The sequence below is a fragment of the Tildeniella sp. genome (assembly GCF_059505325.1).
Map to the genome: position 1 here is coordinate 39,542 of NZ_JCACKI010000001.1, position 17,491 is coordinate 57,032.

Consider the following 17,491-nt stretch of genomic DNA (forward strand, 5'->3'; position numbering starts at 1 on the left):
CCGTGGCTTGCGTGCAACCCGATAACTTGGTTTCGATGATAGAGCTATTAAGCACTTAGTGAACTTGACCGCAATACTATGGCTTTGTTCCTAGGACTTTTTAACTACCTCGCTCAATCGACCTTAGAAAGTGTGACAAACGATAGATATAACTGTGTTACAGAGCTTAGGACATTGAGATCAAAAGGGGTGTGGGGCGTTGCTCACACACCCCTCACTCACAATTAAACGTCTTCGCATCACAGACCAAGAGATAACCTTTGAAAAAGTTAAAGGTCATCTCTTGGTGTAGCCTTTACAAAATTGCTCTAACCTCTACACAGGCGTATTGTTAGGAGCATTCGTAATGTCAATAAAGTCATAGTCTGTGTATTGACCATTTACTCTCCCGTAATTTAGATTATTTTCTTTGGAGTAGCCTTCTACAGCCGCATCAAAGAAGTCAACGTACATGCAGAGGTAGTACCGATTATTCCCTCGCCACCCTTCCCAACTGGAATCTGGAGTCAGAATACTGGTACTGGGCGTGGTGAAGAAAGCAGGGGGTAGCGTGCCTCCAGTCGGTGGTCCAGTTGCGGTATTAAACGACACGCTGCCCTGCGCTGCGACAGGCGCAATGTTGGCAACAGCGATCACAGTGTCACTACCATCAAGAATGTCATCGTTAGAGAAGTAGAACCGCACCAGCGCACGTGACGAACCAGCCACTCGGTTACCAATGTTCTTGATCATTCCAGTAAAGCTGATTACCTGGTTTGGTGATGCTGTTGCTTGGGCAATGGTCAGCCCACCACCCAACAAATCTGGTTGCAGTGTGTCTCGGATGGCGATCGCCGCACTCGCTGTATTGTTCGATTCATTCGACTCAGCAACCTGATTGCCCGCATCGATGATCATGCCAATGTAGTAAGCCTGGTCACCGCCCCACCATGAATCGGCTTGTGCAATCAGATTAAGTGTTTGCTGACTCGTCCAATTGGCACCCGGTGCCAGGTTAGGCACAAACACATCTCTGTCACTGTTGCCAGTATTGGGGTCGATCGTGCCCAGAAGCAGATCGCTGGCTGTAATCACATTATCCCGCGACAGGTAAAACGAGACTTTGAACGACGATGGAGTGACATTGCCCGCACTGGTATTGCGGATCGAGTAGTTGACTCTAACTGCAGAGACGTAGTTACTGCTACCAGTATTAAGGCTCACAGTCGCTGGTAGGGCGCTTCCATTCGTGCGCGTCACGGTAAACGTGCTTGACGGATTTGGTGCCAAATCAATCTGTTGAGCAGTGGCTGAACTAACGCCCAAAGAGTACGTTGAGCCTTGAGCCGAGGAAGAGAGGACTCGGATAAAGTAAGTGCCAGCCGCTAATGAAAGATTAGAAATAAGTTCATCTGCATTGTCTAAATTCAACGATTTAGCAATAATTTCCGAATCACTGCTAATGACACCGTTACCATCTGTGTCTCTAATCACCTGTAGATCTGCATTCGTGCCTACGTTTAAACCCGTAAGGGATAAATTCAGTACACTAGCAGTCGATAAGTTGAACTTATAGTAACCATTTGGAGTTGTCACTCCGCCAACGCTGTCGCTGTAGCTGCCTGTATTGTTCAGAGTGCCAATGTTAAAGGCAGATCCCATGCTACTGCCAGCCAATATACTCGGTGGCTGCCCCGTGATGACTCCGCTAATCTGCCAACTTGTGTCACCAATGAAAGGAAGCGATACGCTTGTCGAAAAGGCGGTGCCATTCATTAACCAGAAAACACTTTGCCCCGTTGAATAGTTGCGCCAAGCGATATCTTGCTTACCATCGCCATTAGAGTCTCCAACGCCGACGATGTTCCAGTTAACGTCACCAACGGCTTGAAGCGAGACGGCTGAAGTGAGAGAGAGTCCATTCATCAGCCAAATGGTATTCTGCCCAGTTTGATAGTTTCGCCAGACCAAGTCAGGCTTGCCGTCGCCATTAAAGTCTCCGACACTATTGATCCGTGAATTGATATTAGGTACGCTCGACAATGAAACCGATGTTCTGAAGGTTGTGCCATCCATTAACCAGCAAACATTCTCGCCTGTGGCATAGTTGCGCCAGATAAGGTCAGTTTTCCCGTCACTATCAAAATCACCAGCGCCTGCAATTTTCCAGTTGAGGTCGCCGACTCCGTTAAAATACGCTGAGGTGCGGTAGGTATTATCCGTGTTGATCAGCCAGATGACATCTTGACCAGTGCTGTAGTTACGCCAAACGTAATCGGAAGTCCCATCGCCGTTAAAGTCACCCGTCGTTTGAATTTTCCAGTTAGGGTCGCCGACGGGAATAGTGTAAAAGCTGCTGACCAAGGTGGTTCCATCCATTAGCCAGACTGCATTTTGTCCGCTGTTGGAGTTTCGCCAGAGGAGATCTGCACGAGCAGCTTTAGTTGGGTTAACTTTAAGCGTATAGCTGGTGCTAGTGCTGGTATCAGCCAACGAAACTCGGATGTAATAGTCGCCAGCGTTGAGTGGTCCTGTGGCGATCGCATCCGCTAGGGTACCGCCATTGGTAGACTGTTGCAAAACGCCGCCAGCGTCAAGAATAGCAATATCAGCATTTGCATTTTGAGAGGTCAGTGTGAGGACAGCACTACTACGCTGGCTAAGGCGCAGACGGAAAAAGTCCTGTGTATCGGTTGAGTCAAGTGAGTAGCTGGTATCACCCGACGTGTTGGAAAACGTTTGAGTACCGGACGCAGCAGTAATTAATCGCTGTGTCGCTGTGCTGTTATCAAAAATACTAGAATCTGCCATTACTTATACCTTCGACGCTCGCATTATTAGCGTTCCCGGTATTAAATATTGAACGAACATGATGCTTATAGATTCATAAGAACTTTGCGCCAATGTGGTTTATACGGAGACTTCGGCATTTTTACTGAGAGAGCGATCGCTGCTGTTTGCAATCAGAATCGTCTCTAAAAAATTCAACGTTGGACAAGATTCTATCTACCAAATTGAAATAGAACTATAGCAGTCCCAAATCATTTGTGAGCGGGAATTTAAGCATTGAGCGAGCAGCGGTCAGCCACTAGCTTTGGTGCATCCCACTTTTGCGACGAGCATAAATACTTAGATTTAACTTGCTGCGCTAAGGCTAACTGTGAGCAGTTCACTGCCCCTAACAGAGCCTTATGGACGTTGACAAAAAAGCCCAAATTCAAGCCCACGCACGCGCTATCGCAGCCCTGCTTTATGAAGAAACTGACCCTGACCTTTGCGCTGCCGCAAGTGGGGCAAGCGGTTGAGGAAATCAGTGTAGACGGTTTTGCTGATTTACAAAAGCAGCAAGCCGAAAGCAGGTGAAAGATCTTGGTGGGGAGGCAAAAGATACTAACCGCCGCTCAACTTAGCCGTTAGCGACTATAAAGTTGCGTGAGAGCAAGAAGCCGATCGCTCAACTCCTGCGTCAATAAATCCGAACTGCGATAACGCCAGCGCCAGTTGCCATCGTTGTGGCTTGGGTCATTCATGCGCGATCGACCATCTAGATCCAACAAATCCTGTAATGGAATCACTGCGAGATCGGCAACAGAGGCTAAGGCAGTGCGAATCAGCAGCCAACTAATGTCACTAATTGCTTCAGGTGAGTCGTAGCCTAAATAGCGTGCGAGAAACTGTTTCTCGGTTGCATTGGCTTGCTGCCACCAGCCGATCGTAGTGTCGTTGTCGTGTGTACCAGGGTAAACCACCGTATTTTTGACGTAGTTGTGAGGCAAGTAAGCATTGTTTGAATCATCGCCAAACGCAAACATGAGAATTCGCATTCCAGGGAAGTCAAAGCGATCGCGCAATGCCTCCACTTCGGGTGTAATAATGCCGAGATCTTCTGCCAGAATGGGTAAGGTTCCCAGTGCCTGACTCAGCGCTTCAAAGAATTGTTCACCCGGCGCTTTAATCCACTCGCCGTTAATAGCAGTTTCTTCATCGGCAGGCACTTGCCAATATGCCTCAAAGCCGCGAAAGTGGTCAACGCGAACAATATCGACATACTGCAATGTCACCTGAAAGCGCTTAATCCACCAGGCAAAATTCGTTTTTTGCGCTTGCTCCCAGTTGTAAACCGGATTGCCCCAGAGTTGTCCGGTCGCGCTGAAATAATCGGGCGGCACCCCGGCAATAAACGCAGGCTCAAAGGTGTTTGGATCAAGCTTGAATAGCTCTGGATCTGCCCAAACGTCTGAGCTGTTGTGACAGACGTAGATGGAAATATCGCCAACGATTTTGATGTTTTTGGCATTCGCATATTGACGTAGTTCCTGCCATTGGTCAAAGAATTTGAACTGTAAGAATTGATGGAATTGAATCTTTTCTTGTAATGCTTCTATTTGTGTTTTAAGCGCATCTGGTTCTCGTCGCGCGATCGCAGGTTCCCACTGATGCCAACTTTTGCCGTCGTTTGCTTCTAGCAATGCCATAAACAGCACAAAATCATCCAACCAATTGGCTTGTTCCTGACAAAACTGCACGAATTGGTTGCCCTGTTCGGGCGATCGCGCTTTCTGGAAGCGATCGTGTGCCAGTTTCAAAAACCGCGTTTTGTGAGCAATCACCTTATCGAAATCAACTCGCTCTAGATCAACATCTAATAGCGGTGTTAATTCATTTGCATCAAGCAATTTATCGCTCACTAATTGCTCCAGATCAATTAGCAGAGGGTTACCAGCAAAGGTGCTGAAATTCATGATGTAAGGAGAATGCTCATAGCCTGTCGGACCTAACGGCAAAACTTGCCAGAGCGTTTGACCACTCTTAGCCAAAAAATCAACAAACCTGTAAGCAGATTGACCGAGATCGCCAATACCAAACTGACTGGGTAGAGAGGTTGGATGCAGCAAGACACCACTAGCGCGTTGAAAACTCATATCAGCGATCGCTCTTATAAAAATCAAATGGATTGTTTCAGGAAAGGCTAGATTCCTGACTTCTAACTAGATTGAGCCGACTAATCAGGACTATACAAAGAAGTTGGGGATTTGTGCCGCTTCTTTACACCATTACTCAGCAACGTCATTCATAAAAGCAAAGGCGTAGCGAATGCATCCCTCTTGAGGACTGGATAGTTTGGGATTGGATCATGTAAAGTTCCTGTGCCGAGAAAGCGTGTTTTGATGCTGGTACGACGATAGTGGTGAACCGTGACGCGATCGCTCCTACCTTTGTACGATGACGAAGCGAACTATTTCCGCTAACTTGTTTACGGAACTCACGCGTGGATGGTCAGACCTTGAAGAACGATTCCTTGAAGAATGATCCCCTTTGGTTTAAGAACGCCATTATCTACGAAGTGCCTGTGCGTGCCTTCGCTGACAGCAGCAATGACGGTATCGGCGACTTTCGTGGGCTGACTGGCAAGCTGGATTATCTTCAAGACTTGGGCGTGACGGCTATATGGCTCCTACCATTTTTTCCCTCTCCGCTGCGGGACGATGGGTACGACATTGCTGACTACGTCAATGTCAACCCCATCTACGGTACATTAGACGACTTTAAGGAACTCCTGGAAGCTGCTCATCAGCGGGGCATTCGGGTCATTATCGAACTCATCGTCAACCACACCTCTGATCAGCATCCCTGGTTCCAACGGGCACGCAAAGCGCCTAAAGGCAGTACGGAGCGAGATTTTTATGTCTGGAGCGACACGCCCGAAAAATACCAAGAAGCACGGATCATCTTCCAAGATTTTGAGTCGTCTAACTGGGCGTGGGATCCTGTAGCAAAGGCGTACTTCTGGCATCGCTTTTACTCACATCAGCCCGACTTGAACTATGACAATCCTGCTGTGCGTCAGGCAGTGTTTGATGTGATGGATTTTTGGCTGGCGATGGGCGTGGATGGGCTGCGGATGGATGCAGTACCGTACTTGTATGAGCGGGATGGTACAAACTGCGAGAATTTGCCCGAAACCCATGCATTTTTGAAGCAACTGCGCCAGCACATTGACGAAAAGTTTCCCAACCGAATGCTGTTGGCAGAAGCGAATCAGTGGCCCGAAGATGCTGCTGCTTATTACGGCGATGGCGATGAGTGCCACATGAACTTTCACTTCCCGCTCATGCCGCGACTGTTTATGGCACTGCGGATGGAAGATAGCTTTCCCATTGCGGATATTTTGCAGCAAACGCCAGCCATTCCGGACAACTGCCAGTGGGGCTTGTTTTTGCGGAACCACGACGAGCTGACGCTGGAAATGGTGACGGATGAAGATCGGGATTTTATGTATCGGGTCTATGCCCAAGACCCAGAGATGCGGGTGAATTTGGGCATTCGACGACGGCTGGCTCCTTTGCTGGGGAACGATCGCCGTCAGATCGAACTCCTCAATGGGCTGCTCTTGTCGCTACCTGGCACACCTGTACTCTACTACGGGGATGAGATTGGTATGGGCGACAACGTTTACGTCGGCGATCGCAATGGGGTTCGCACACCGATGCAGTGGAACTTCGATCGTAACGCAGGGTTTAGCAACGCCAGCCCCCAACGGCTGTATCTGCCCCTCATCGTCGAGCCAGAATATCACTATGCGACCGTCAACGTTGAGGCACAGCGAACGAATCCCAATTCGCTTCTCAATGCGACAAAGCGGTTGATTGCCATGCGGAATCGCTTTCAAGCGTTGGGCAGTGGTGATTTTCAAATCCTGCATCCCGAAAACCGTAAAGTGCTTGCTTTTACGCGCACATATGAAGATGAACAAATCTTGGTGGTGGCGAACCTGTCGCGCTTTGTGCAAACGGTGGCGCTGGATCTAGCCGCATTTAACGATCGGGTACCCGTTGAAATCTTTGGACGCACTGAGTTCCCAGCGATCGGCGATGCTCCCTACTTCCTTAGCATTGGACCCTACGCTATTTATTGGTTCACGCTTAAGCTGCAACCCAGTTCTCTGCAAGCCTCGAAGCCACAAGTAGAGTTGCCAACACTGGTGATGAGCAGTACCTGGGAGACGGCATTCTCTCAATTGCAGTCAGCACCAACGCGCAGTTTCACCACAGCGCTAGAGTCGCTGCTGCCAGAGTATCTAGCCAGCCATCGGTGGTTTGGTGGCAGAACGCGCACAGTGCAAACGGCTCGCATTGCAGACGCGATCGCCATTCCCTATAAAGATAGCTACGCGCAAATGCTTGCCTTGCAGGTGGACTATATCCAGGGCAGTCCCCAGACCTATCTCTTCTTTCTGGCGTGTGCCACAGGTGAACAGGCGCTACAGCTACTCACCGAAACGCCCCAAGTGGTGATGGCGCGACTGCGATCGCAGAGCAGCGATGAGGTCGCAGTGCTGTTTGACGCGATCGCCGACAAGCAATTCTTGAGCACCCTGCTGGATGGTATTGCTCAAAAGCATCGCTACAAAAACACGGCTGGTGAACTGGTTGCCACGTCAACAAAGCTCTTTGCTGAACGTAGCGGCGGCAATCTTTACTTCGATTCGGCATTGCTCAGAGGCGATCACAACAATCTGTCGATCGTCTACAGCGATGTGAGCGGCAGTGGGGTAGTAGCACAAAATCGCTTCATTCTCAAACTTTTCCAAAAAGTGGAGGAAGGCATTCAGCCCGATCTGGAAGTACGACAGTTTCTGGATGAACAACAGCGCTTTGCCTTCATTCCGTCGATCGCAGGCACCCTGGAATACCACCGTCCCAATGCCGAACCGATGACGGTGGGTATTCTGCAAGAGTTCATTCCAGATACACGCAGCGCCTGGGATTACACGCTCGACAACCTGCGCGACTACTTTGAACTGGTGGTGATGCATCCAGCAGATATTGCCGACGCGCCCATGCCATCTGGTTCGCTGCTGGAATTGCTGACTGCGATCGCAACAGAGTCACTAACCACCAGTCCCGAAGCAACGGACGTGTTTTTTCCGTTACCATCCTGTCCTGTGACTCCTTCGTCCACGCAAATCCCTGCTTGCAAGGCGATCAACACCTACCTCGCAAACATTCAACTGCTGGGACAGCGCACCGCAGAACTGCACCTTGCACTGGCTTCTGCTCCGGGCAAGCCTGCCTTTACGCCAGAACCATTTACCTCGCTGTATCAGCGATCGATTTATCAGTACAGCCGCAATTTATCCGGTCATGTCTTCCAGTCTTTGAAGAATCGGTTGAGTACCCTCTCACCCGACACACAACGCCTAGCGAACCTGGTGCTCCAACAGCATGATGCCTGTTTGCAGCGGTTCCAGTTGGTTTTGAACCACAAAATTACTGCTCTACGCACGCGTTATCACGGCGATTACCACTTGGGTCAAGTACTTTATACGGGCAAAGACTTCTATGTCATTGACTTTGAAGGCGATCCGGCTCGGAGTCTCAGCGAACGCCGCATGAAGCGATCGCCCCTGCGAGATGTGGCAGGAATGCTTCAATCCTTTTACTATGCTACTAACGTGGCACTCGATCGTGAAATCGAAAGCGGCATGAGCCAACCTGAGCAGCGACAACAGCTACAGCAATGGGCAACCTTCTGGCACCGTTGGGTCAGCATGACCTTCCTCAAGGAGTACCTGACGACTGCCAAGCAGAGCAGCTTTCTGCCACAAACCCACCAGGAATTACAGGTGCTGTTAGATTACTACCTGGTGGAGCAAGCCATCTATGACCTGGGGCGCGAGTTGACCAACCGTTCAGAGCAAGCTCACATTCCACTGCGACGGATACTTCAGCTATTGGCGATCGCCGACGAAGCAGACGGATCAAGCGCAGTGGCTTGACGATCGGGTAACCCCGTAGAAACAGGAAGGCGATCCTAAGCTACTGAGATTACGCTACCAATCTTCAGCGAGAAGATCTGGATCAAGGCTCAATGCCCTAGAATAGAAAAGCTGTCAAATCAAACTCCCACTGCTATGGCTGTTCCTAAGAAGAAAACCTCCAACGGTAAGCGCGATCAGCGCAAAGCAACCTGGAAGCGTAAAGCAAACTTGCAGGCACAACGGGCACTGTCGATCGGCAAATCGATCTTGACCGGGCGGGCTGAAGGCTTCATCTACCCACAAGCCGATGCCGAAGACGAAGAAGAGTCGTAACGCAGTCCAAACGCTACTAACCCAATTGCCATGCTGGGAAAGTTTTTTCAGAAGCCCGATCCAGAGCTACAAGACCGCGTGCCCCCCGGTCAGCATCTCGCTAAAGGTTTTCCGGTCTTGACCTACGGTGAAACACCTGTCGTTAACACTAGCGACTGGCATCTTCGTGTATGGGGACTGGCAAAGGAGGTCACCTTTAGCTGGGACGATATGATGGCGATGCCTCAAAGCCACTTCACTGCAGACTTCCACTGTGTGACAACCTGGTCAAAGCTGGATGTGCAGTGGACAGGCATCAAGGTGTCTGACTTTATGCGCCATGTAGAGCTTGACCCTAAAGCAGTGCATTTGATGGAGCATTGCTACGGCGGGTATACAACTAATATTGTGATCGATGACTTTCTGCGCGAGGATAACTTTTTCGCGCATACACTATCTGGCGAACCGCTTCCCACTGAACACGGTGGACCGCTGCGGCTGGTGGTGCCTCATCTGTATGCCTGGAAAAGCGCTAAATGGCTCAATGGTTTAGAGTTTCTCGACCATGAAGCGTTGGGCTTCTGGGAACGGAATGGCTATCATCAACGCGGTGAACCCTGGGCAGAAGAACGCTATAGCAACGGATGACAGTCGTCAAAGGCTCAGCAGACTGTGTGCCAGTTTAGCGTTCGTTGCCCGTAAAATCACTGGATTAGCAGCTTGGCTAATCACGCTTGGACAGGCAAGCGCACTGTGAACAAGCTGCCTTTGCCAACGTCTGATTGGACGTAAATTTGCCCCTGGTGGGCTTCAACAATCTGACGTGAGAGATGCAATCCTAAGCCGCTGCCAGAGCGTCTGTGATTTCCCGTCATAAAACTTTCAAACAGTTTGGGTTGGTCTGCGATCGGAATACCTGGACCCGTATCTTCGACTTCCAAAGCGATTGTCGCGGGCTTCTGGTTAGAGGTAATCAGGCGCACTATGACCGAGCCTGCATCGGTAAATTTGATCGCGTTGCCCAATAGATTGGTCACGACGCGCCGCAGCTCAATGCGATCGCCCATGACAGTATCTGATAATTGGTTGTTCTGTAGCGCGGCTTGATCAAGCGTTAGCGCCAGCTTTTTTTCGATCGCGATCGGCGACAGTTCAGCAATGACCGCTTCGACCAGTTCCAGCAGGTTGACAGGCGTGAAGTTGAGTGTTTTCCGCCCTGCTTCGTAGCGATAGACTTCTAGCAGCATGTTTACCATCGTCAGCAGATTCTGATTGCTGCGGATCATGGTATCGATAGCTTCGCTCATAGCAGGCGGCGGTTCGCCTAAAGCACCCTCCTGAAAGAGCGTGAGCATGCGATCGGCGGCAACCAGCGGTGTCCTCAAGTCGTGCGTTAAACGAGAGACAAAATCTTCGCGCTGGCGGGCAATCAGGTCGCGCTCATCAACACTGTGCTTCAAGCGCAGCAGCGATTGCACCCGTGCAACCAGCTCATCAAACTCAACTGGTTTACGAATAAACTCATCGGCACCTAACCCTAACCCACGTACAACGCTGGGCTGGTCATGCGCCGTAATCAGTAAAATCGGCAGAAACGGCAGATCAGTGTTCTGCCGAATGCGGCGCGTCACTTCATACCCATCCATACCTGGCATCATCACATCCAGCAGCAGCAAATCGGGTGGAGTCGCTTCAATGTAGCTCAGTGCCTCACTACCGCTGTTGGCTATATCAATGTGGTAACCCTCTTGCTGCAAAAGCGTTTGAATTAAGAACGAATTATCGGGATGATCATCGACAACCAAGATGCGATCGACTCTAGCAAGGCGAGCCAGGGGCGGCTGGTTCATGTTGACAGATCTGGGCGAAAGGGTCGGACTATCTAAAGCAGACTGTAGCTACAGTTGAGCGCTGTTCAACGGGAACGATTCTCTACGGGTAGCTGGTCTTGTCTGTATCATTTTTCATCGGTTCACAGACGCAATCTTAGACGGTGATACCGTTGCATCTGTCATTCTTAGGAGAGATTTTCTAGTATAGATAAATAAAACAGGCGTGAGGACTTGTTGCGAGAGTCCGCCAACCAACTAGAAATCCAGCTAAGATGAGTAGGCTGATTTGGTTGACTCGGCAGATTCATGAGCGTGTCCTGAATCCGATCGCTAGGTTGGTGAATGCAGAAATGAGATGGGAGGTAGCGCTTACGGATACAGCTCGGCACGGCGATCGCTCACAGCCCTGTGTCGAGACCGCATCGCTTGACGAAGTTGCCTTCATGCTGTCTTTCCCTCCATTGGTTGAGACATCCCTTCAACAGTTGCCGCCTGCTGCCCTGGCGTATTTAGGAGATGCTGTTTACGAACTCTACGTTCGTCGCCTTTATCTGTTACCACCTAAGCGGCTTCAGTCCTATCACGTTCAGGTCGTGGCTCAGGTAAGGGCAGAACGCCAGGCTGAGCATTTGCGATCGCTCATGCCTTCCTTGACAGAATCCGAACTGGAGCTTGTGAAACGCGGACGTAACGCGGCAACTGGACGACCCAAACGAGTTGATCCCAGCGTTTATCAGCAAGCGACCAGTTTAGAAACCTTGATTGGTTATCTTTACCTCACCAACCCAACACGTCTGGCACAACTGTTAGCACAGCTAGAGCTTGATACACCGACTGAGCTGTAACACCAGTGAATTAAGCCAAATCTAAACCAGTCACTCAGACCGTTCAAACGCCTTATTCGCTTACTTCTTCCGTAACATCATGGCTGCCAAAAAACATCACGACGATCCCCAAGAGCGCACACTTTCGACCCGCTCTGCCAAACCCCGTATCAAACCAGTGGGATCAAAAGGGCGATCCCAGCCGATTAAAGCTGGTAAGCCGCGGCTGTCACGGGAAGGGAGTACCGATTTTCAAGCTGGTAAACCACGTCCAGCGCGTAAAGCCAGCACTGATTTTAAGGCTACCGATGGGAACTCTGACCGCAACTCTGCCAGACCACGAGTGCGGAGACCCAGCAGCGATCGCCCAGCCGGGATGCCAAAGCCCTCACGAGAGCTAAATTCCGACTATAAAGCTGATAGCCCACGTCCGTCGCGGGACGCGGGAACCGTTGCGCCAAATCGACGTGCGGGGCATTCATCACGGTATGAGCAACGATCGACTGCACCACGCCAGCAGCGATCGCTACCACCTGTTGAAGCAAGGCAGCAGTTTGAACCAGGACACGATCCTGCGATCGCAGCGCCAGCGTCTCTTGAAGAAGCCGATCTGATCTATGGTCGCCATCCGGTTTTGGCAGCACTAGAAGGTCAGCGATCGCTCAACCGCATCTGGATTACAGCCAAACTCCGTTACGATCATCGCTTTCATGACCTTTTGTCTCAGGCAAAAGCAAACGGCACGGTCATTGATGAAGTAGAACCACAGCGGTTAGATCAACTCACCTTTCGGGCAAACCATCAAGGCGTTGTCGCCCAGGTTGCACCCCATGCGTATATGGATCTGCAAGACTTGATCGCGCAGGCGAAAGCGGCTTCTGACCAGCCAGTAATCATCGTTGCCGATAGCATCACCGATCCCCATAATCTCGGTGCCATCGTTCGGACGGCAGAAGCGTTAGGAGCACAGGGTTTGGTGATCCCCCAACGGCGAGCGGTGGGAGTCACCTCCACGGTGGTCAAAGTGGCGGCGGGAGCGCTAGAAACCTTTTCAGTCGCACGTGTTGTCAATCTTGGTCGCGCCTTAGAAGAGCTTAAAACTGCTGGCTTCTGGATCTATGGCACTGCCAGCAGCGGCAGTCAAGCGCTACCAACCGTGCAGTTCTCTGGTCCTGTGGTGCTGGTCGTTGGTGCAGAAGGCGATGGACTAAGCATGTTAACTCAGCGTGCCTGCGATAGTCTAGTTTCGATTCCTCTAAGCGGCAATACTCCCAGTTTGAATGCGTCTGTTGCCGCAGGTATGGCGCTTTATGAAATCTTTCGTCAGCGCTGGTCGAACACATTGCACCTGGATACAGTGGAAAAGGCTGTGCGGTTGAAAAAGTGAGCCGCAAGTAGTATACAAAGTGTAAAGAGTCAGCCCTTACAACCTCACGTGAGGTTGTGACCCATTTTGCTAACCCATTGGTAAATCTGTAAAGATGTTAATGCAAGATCTTTTGTTAAATCTGCTCAATCTGTTTGGGTTTGCGTGGTGGGTCGAAGTCATTACAGACACGCCGACTTGCACCTATTACTTTGGTCCGTTTCTGAGCGCTAAAGCCGCTACCGCTGCCAAGAGTGGCTACGTTGAAGATTTAGAACAAGAAGGCGCTCAAGGCATTAAGGTAACACTGAAGCGCTTCAAGCCCAGCAGGCTAACGGTTGCTGATGACTTGGGGGAGAAGCCTAGCCAGGGAGCCGCACGATCGCTGCGTGGTCAGCTCCAGTAACCTCTCTGGCTCCAAATTGGCACGATCGCAGACGATACCGCAGGCAACTACAGCGTACTTGCGGAAAACTCGATTGCTTCTACTAGAAACCAATTTCCAGCCGTGTTCAGCCTGCCTGACACACTGATCGGTTGCTCTACTGACGCTGTAGCAAGAGCTTCATTGATCACTGGGTCGAGAGTAACCAGGCTTATCATTGCCTTTTCGAGTACAGATGGCTTCTCTACTTGCATCGTGTAAGCTTGCTCGCCTGCTTGTCGAAAAACGCCGGATAGAGATTGTGCTCTGAGTACAGTCTCTGCTGAGGCTAAATCAGCAGCCTGGGCAGGAGCTTGGCTGGTCGATCGCGCTTGGCGCTGAGTAGGGCAATTGCCGCTAGCAGGATAAGCTTCTGGTTGATTTAGGTAATAGTGCTGCCAGTACAACCAGTCAGCATCGGTAGGAAGCAGATTGAGCAGAGGGATAACAGCCGTTGGCGCGATCGAATCGGTCAGCAATGCTTCCTGGAGCGATCGCACATTCAATGCCCGTGGCTCACACCCCTGCTCCACACAAAGCGCCGCAGCCATGCCTGCCGCCTGACCGATCCCCAGTACCAGTGGCTGCAAGCGAGTCGCACCATTCGCCATGTGGGAAACGGAGATATTTTTCTCGCAAACCAGCAGTCCATCAGTGCTGTTTGGCACCAGTGCTCGGTAGGGAATGGTGAACGGAGTGCCCGTCCAACGTCCACCCCAGCGCATCGACTTTGGCTTCAAGACAATGTCTCCACTGGGATAGTGGTGATCGTTGACATAGTTGCCGATCGCGATCGCATCACAGACCGTTTCTGCCTGCATACAGCCCTGCCCAGAGACGACGATCGGTAGGGGTGCCACACATCCGTTGCTTAGGGGGAGGATATCCTGCTCACGCACGGTTGTTAGCCCTTGCAGCCGTCGGCTTTCCCGATAGTACGGATGCAGCGCATAAGCACCACCACCGAAACTTGCCTCTCTCCTCTCCCCTCTCTCCTCTCCCCTCTCTTTGAGAGGAAAAACGTCCATCGCCAACCCATAGCGACGACCTAACTGTTGTTGAATGAAGCGGGCAAAGCTTTGGGTATGCCATAGTGCTTCAGTGAGAAAGGCTGAACGCTGTTCGGCTGACAATAAACGCTCTAAACCTTCACCATAATCATTGCCGTGGATGGGCCAATTGATCATGAAGCGGTTTCCAGGTAAGCGTCCATAGTTGAGAAAGCGATCGCCCCCGTAGTGATCCCACGCACTTGCAAAGCGATCGGGATCATCGTTTGGTGGCGCAAGGATTTCGTTAGCTGTTGCACCTTCACCGTAGTCCTGCATCACCACGACCCAGGTTGGAGCCTGCACAGGATATTGCTGCGTGAGCTTGCTTGGAGCGACAGGCGCACTGGGTTCGCCAAACTCCGCTTGTAACTCCCAGCCCCAGCGATACAGCACTTCACCTAGATTGAGCAAATCTCCCAACTCTGTGCCATCAAGCGTCACCGTTGCGCGAATCGTGAAATCTTGAAACTGTACTCCAGTAATGCGGTGCTCTTGAACAAAGACACTTTCCGGCGTTTGCCCAGCGATCCACTTTAGGTTCGGTAATGCTGCTACCCAATCGGCAAAAATTTGAGCGCCAAGACGAGGATCATAGGTGAAGAAGCTCACCCAACCATGATCTAAGCCTTCTGGTTGTCGTTGCTGTAGTTCACGTAGAAATTCGCCCCAAATCCCTGTTTGAAGTGCGGTTAACTCATTGCCGTCAGGTGCCGATACCCCAGCACTCGTCAGCATTCCACCCAGCCACGAGAACTCGCTGACTAAGATCGTCTTGGCTCCTCGTCGTGCTGCTTGAATCGCTGCTGCGGTACCACCTGTCCCACCACCCACCACTAAAACATCGGCTATCAGTGCTTGCATTTTTTGGCGTAACTGATCGGTATAACGGAGCAGAGACTATGGCGCGATTCGCACCTGAGTGTTTGACTATTGCTTATCTTATCTTTCCTTGCAGTAACAAAGTCTGAGCAGTAACAAAGTCTGAAGTCAGAAAAGACTTAGAACCGCTGCCTTTCTGCTTGTGAGAGGTTCCCTTGTGTCGGATGACGCTACCATTTTGCGGGAGTTTTCTTCGTTTGCCTTACTGTGCATACGCGATCGCCACTTCCTGTCCTATGAAGCGCCTATGAAATCGATTGATCAAGTATGAGCGATTGCCATGACCATCGATCTCAATCCTAAAGCAGCAGCCCCGAAGCGGTGAATGCCCTCACTGGTTCCAAGGATCGTAGATTAAATGACCTGTAATTCTGCGTAGGATGCCGTCAGCGTAGCGTAACGCATCGCTTCCGGGGCGTTGATGCGTCACGGCTAGCACCTTTAGCGAAGCCATGCCGTAGCTTGCTTCTCGAAGAGTAGACTTTACACATCCTACAAAATTCGGTGTGATTGAATTTTTGTTCCTAAGGGGAGCATAACGGTGTCCTCTTTCTCAATGCAGGTAGCGCAGAACCGCGAAGATTCAAGCTTCCGATCGCGTAGCTCGCCTGTACCTTAACGGCACAGCAATACAGACACAAATCGTTGAGTTGGACGTTTGATCAGTCAACAGTCATGACTTAACTGCGTTACGTCTCTTTTGTTTCTGGCATGGCTAACCCCAGCCAAACCATCCCCATTGCCGCCACGGCTGAGAGAGTGAAGAAACCAACTGGGAAGCCTGCAACTTTGACTAAAAAGCCGATCGCAAGGTTGCTGAGTGCGGCACCAACCCCGATCGTGGTGTAAATTGCTCCCTGTGCCAGATTGAACCGTCCGGTTCCTTTTGTAAGATCAGCCACTACCACCACAAGCAAGACAGCAAAAACGCCCGATGCAATCCCATCAAGAGTTTGAACGCCCACAGTGAACCAGGGATTTGCGTTCAGCCCATATAGGAAAGCCCGGAGCGTTGTCGCAGCAAAGGCGAGCAGTAAGAGGGGCTTTCTACCCCAACGATCGGCGGCTTTACCAGCCCATGCCGCTACAGGGATGGTTGTGAATTGCGAGATGGCAATGCAGGCAGAGAGAAACGCAGAAGGCATATTGGAATGACCACCTGTAAGCTGCTGCCCTACTAAAGGCAATAAAGCAGCGTTGGCAGCGTAGAACAGGAAAACCGACAAACTGAAAATTAAGAGCGGACGATCGTGCAGCAAATCTTTAATCGTTGTCCGCGGCTGGCTCTGCTCCTGGTCTGTGTCACCTGCATCATCAGAGCGAGCAACGGCGTTGTCTATGTCGCGACTCTGAACTCGAAAGATCAGAATCATGGTGGCAAGACACAACAGCACCAATAGATAAAAAATCCAGGTCAGCCCGATAAATTGTGCCAAAACGCCAGCAATCACGGCTGTAATCGCGTTTCCCACTCGATTGAACGCTTCGTTTCGACCAATGCGTTGATTCAAGCGGTCTTGTCCAACCAGCCCTAATGAAATAGCTGAGACTGCTGGGATGATCGTCACGGCAGCTATACCAATACCTGCTTGTGCGACCAGCACGATCGGAAACGCCTGAACGGATGTAATGGTCAAATAGCTAATTGCAATGACAAACGATGCGATCGCAATTAACTGGCGCTTGTGTTTGGAAGCATCAACCAGAGCGCCAAGGGGCGTTTGGGTGATAATACCCGCAAGGTTAGCGATAGCGATGGCAATACCGACTTGGGCAGGATTCAACTGACGCTCGGTTGCTAGAAAGATTGCCAGATACGGTTCAAAAACATCTCGTACATCACCCAACGTGAAATTAAGACGATCCAGTGCTTTGAGGCTGCGGCGAGGCGATCGCCAAGACGTTTCTGTTGACACAACCGTAAACGCGTAATGGCTTCAAACCTAATCATCACACCCCTGTTACACGAAGCCCTCCACCTTTTGAGTCATTGCTGCTTGAGGTTACAAGGTTAGAGAACGATCTCCATCAAGGGACGGATTTTGTCGTTAGAACAACGCTT

Annotated in this window: 11 protein-coding genes; 6 read left to right on the forward strand and 5 right to left on the reverse strand. The window is 50.7% G+C overall.

Annotated elements, in window-relative coordinates; genetic code table 11:
- Nucleotides 1-315: 315 nt before the first annotated feature.
- Together AC5JO6_RS00190 and malQ are read right to left on the reverse strand one after the other, a co-directional pair.
- Nucleotides 316-2,790, reverse strand: a complete 2,475-nt coding sequence (locus AC5JO6_RS00190; RefSeq protein ID WP_496079015.1) for an FG-GAP-like repeat-containing protein — start codon at nucleotides 2,788-2,790, stop codon at nucleotides 316-318.
- A 602-nt stretch (nucleotides 2,791-3,392) separates the two neighbouring features.
- Nucleotides 3,393-4,901, reverse strand: coding sequence for a 4-alpha-glucanotransferase (gene malQ, locus AC5JO6_RS00195; protein ID WP_496079016.1), 1,509 nt, complete (start codon nucleotides 4,899-4,901; stop codon nucleotides 3,393-3,395).
- 362 nt (nucleotides 4,902-5,263) lie between these two features.
- Here malQ and treS point away from each other — a divergent pair, with 362 nt between their 5' ends.
- The 3 genes from treS to AC5JO6_RS00210 all read left to right on the forward strand — a co-directional run bounded on the left by treS (nucleotide 5,264) and on the right by AC5JO6_RS00210 (nucleotide 9,700).
- Entirely contained in the window at nucleotides 5,264-8,758 is a 3,495-nt protein-coding gene (gene treS, locus AC5JO6_RS00200) for a maltose alpha-D-glucosyltransferase (protein WP_496079017.1), read from the forward strand.
- A 135-nt stretch (nucleotides 8,759-8,893) separates the two neighbouring features.
- Nucleotides 8,894-9,073, forward strand: coding sequence for a 50S ribosomal protein L32 (locus tag AC5JO6_RS00205; RefSeq protein WP_496079018.1), 180 nt, complete (start codon nucleotides 8,894-8,896; stop codon nucleotides 9,071-9,073).
- 30 nt (nucleotides 9,074-9,103) lie between these two features.
- On the forward strand, nucleotides 9,104-9,700 hold the full coding sequence (locus AC5JO6_RS00210) for a sulfite oxidase-like oxidoreductase (RefSeq protein WP_496079019.1): 597 nt from the start codon (nucleotides 9,104-9,106) through the stop codon (nucleotides 9,698-9,700).
- An 80-nt stretch (nucleotides 9,701-9,780) separates the two neighbouring features.
- On the opposite strand, the gene AC5JO6_RS00215 is transcribed toward AC5JO6_RS00210, so the two are convergent.
- On the reverse strand, nucleotides 9,781-10,902 hold the full coding sequence (locus AC5JO6_RS00215; protein WP_496079020.1) for a hybrid sensor histidine kinase/response regulator: 1,122 nt from the start codon (nucleotides 10,900-10,902) through the stop codon (nucleotides 9,781-9,783).
- Between the two features lie 425 nt (nucleotides 10,903-11,327).
- Between AC5JO6_RS00215 and AC5JO6_RS00220 the strand changes: the two genes are divergently transcribed.
- The 3 genes from AC5JO6_RS00220 to AC5JO6_RS00230 all read left to right on the forward strand — a co-directional run bounded on the left by AC5JO6_RS00220 (nucleotide 11,328) and on the right by AC5JO6_RS00230 (nucleotide 13,480).
- Nucleotides 11,328-11,729 (forward strand): Mini-ribonuclease 3, encoded by a 402-nt coding sequence (locus AC5JO6_RS00220; RefSeq protein ID WP_496079129.1) that lies wholly within the window; start codon nucleotides 11,328-11,330, stop codon nucleotides 11,727-11,729.
- Between the two features lie 355 nt (nucleotides 11,730-12,084).
- On the forward strand, nucleotides 12,085-13,095 hold the full coding sequence (gene rlmB, locus AC5JO6_RS00225) for a 23S rRNA (guanosine(2251)-2'-O)-methyltransferase RlmB (RefSeq protein WP_496079130.1): 1,011 nt from the start codon (nucleotides 12,085-12,087) through the stop codon (nucleotides 13,093-13,095).
- Nucleotides 13,096-13,195: 100 nt separating this feature from the next.
- On the forward strand, nucleotides 13,196-13,480 hold the full coding sequence (locus AC5JO6_RS00230; RefSeq protein ID WP_496079021.1) for a DUF1816 domain-containing protein: 285 nt from the start codon (nucleotides 13,196-13,198) through the stop codon (nucleotides 13,478-13,480).
- A 47-nt stretch (nucleotides 13,481-13,527) separates the two neighbouring features.
- Here AC5JO6_RS00230 and AC5JO6_RS00235 read toward each other — a convergent pair whose 3' ends face one another.
- Nucleotides 13,528-15,411 carry an FAD-dependent oxidoreductase gene (locus AC5JO6_RS00235; protein WP_496079022.1) on the reverse strand — a complete coding sequence of 628 codons (1,884 nt, stop codon included), beginning with the start codon at nucleotides 15,409-15,411 and terminating at the stop codon, nucleotides 13,528-13,530.
- A gap of 707 nt (nucleotides 15,412-16,118) precedes the next feature.
- A complete protein-coding gene (locus AC5JO6_RS00240) occupies nucleotides 16,119-17,345 on the reverse strand; it encodes an MFS transporter (RefSeq protein ID WP_496079023.1) in 1,227 nt (408 codons plus the stop codon).
- Nucleotides 17,346-17,491 lie beyond the last annotated feature (146 nt).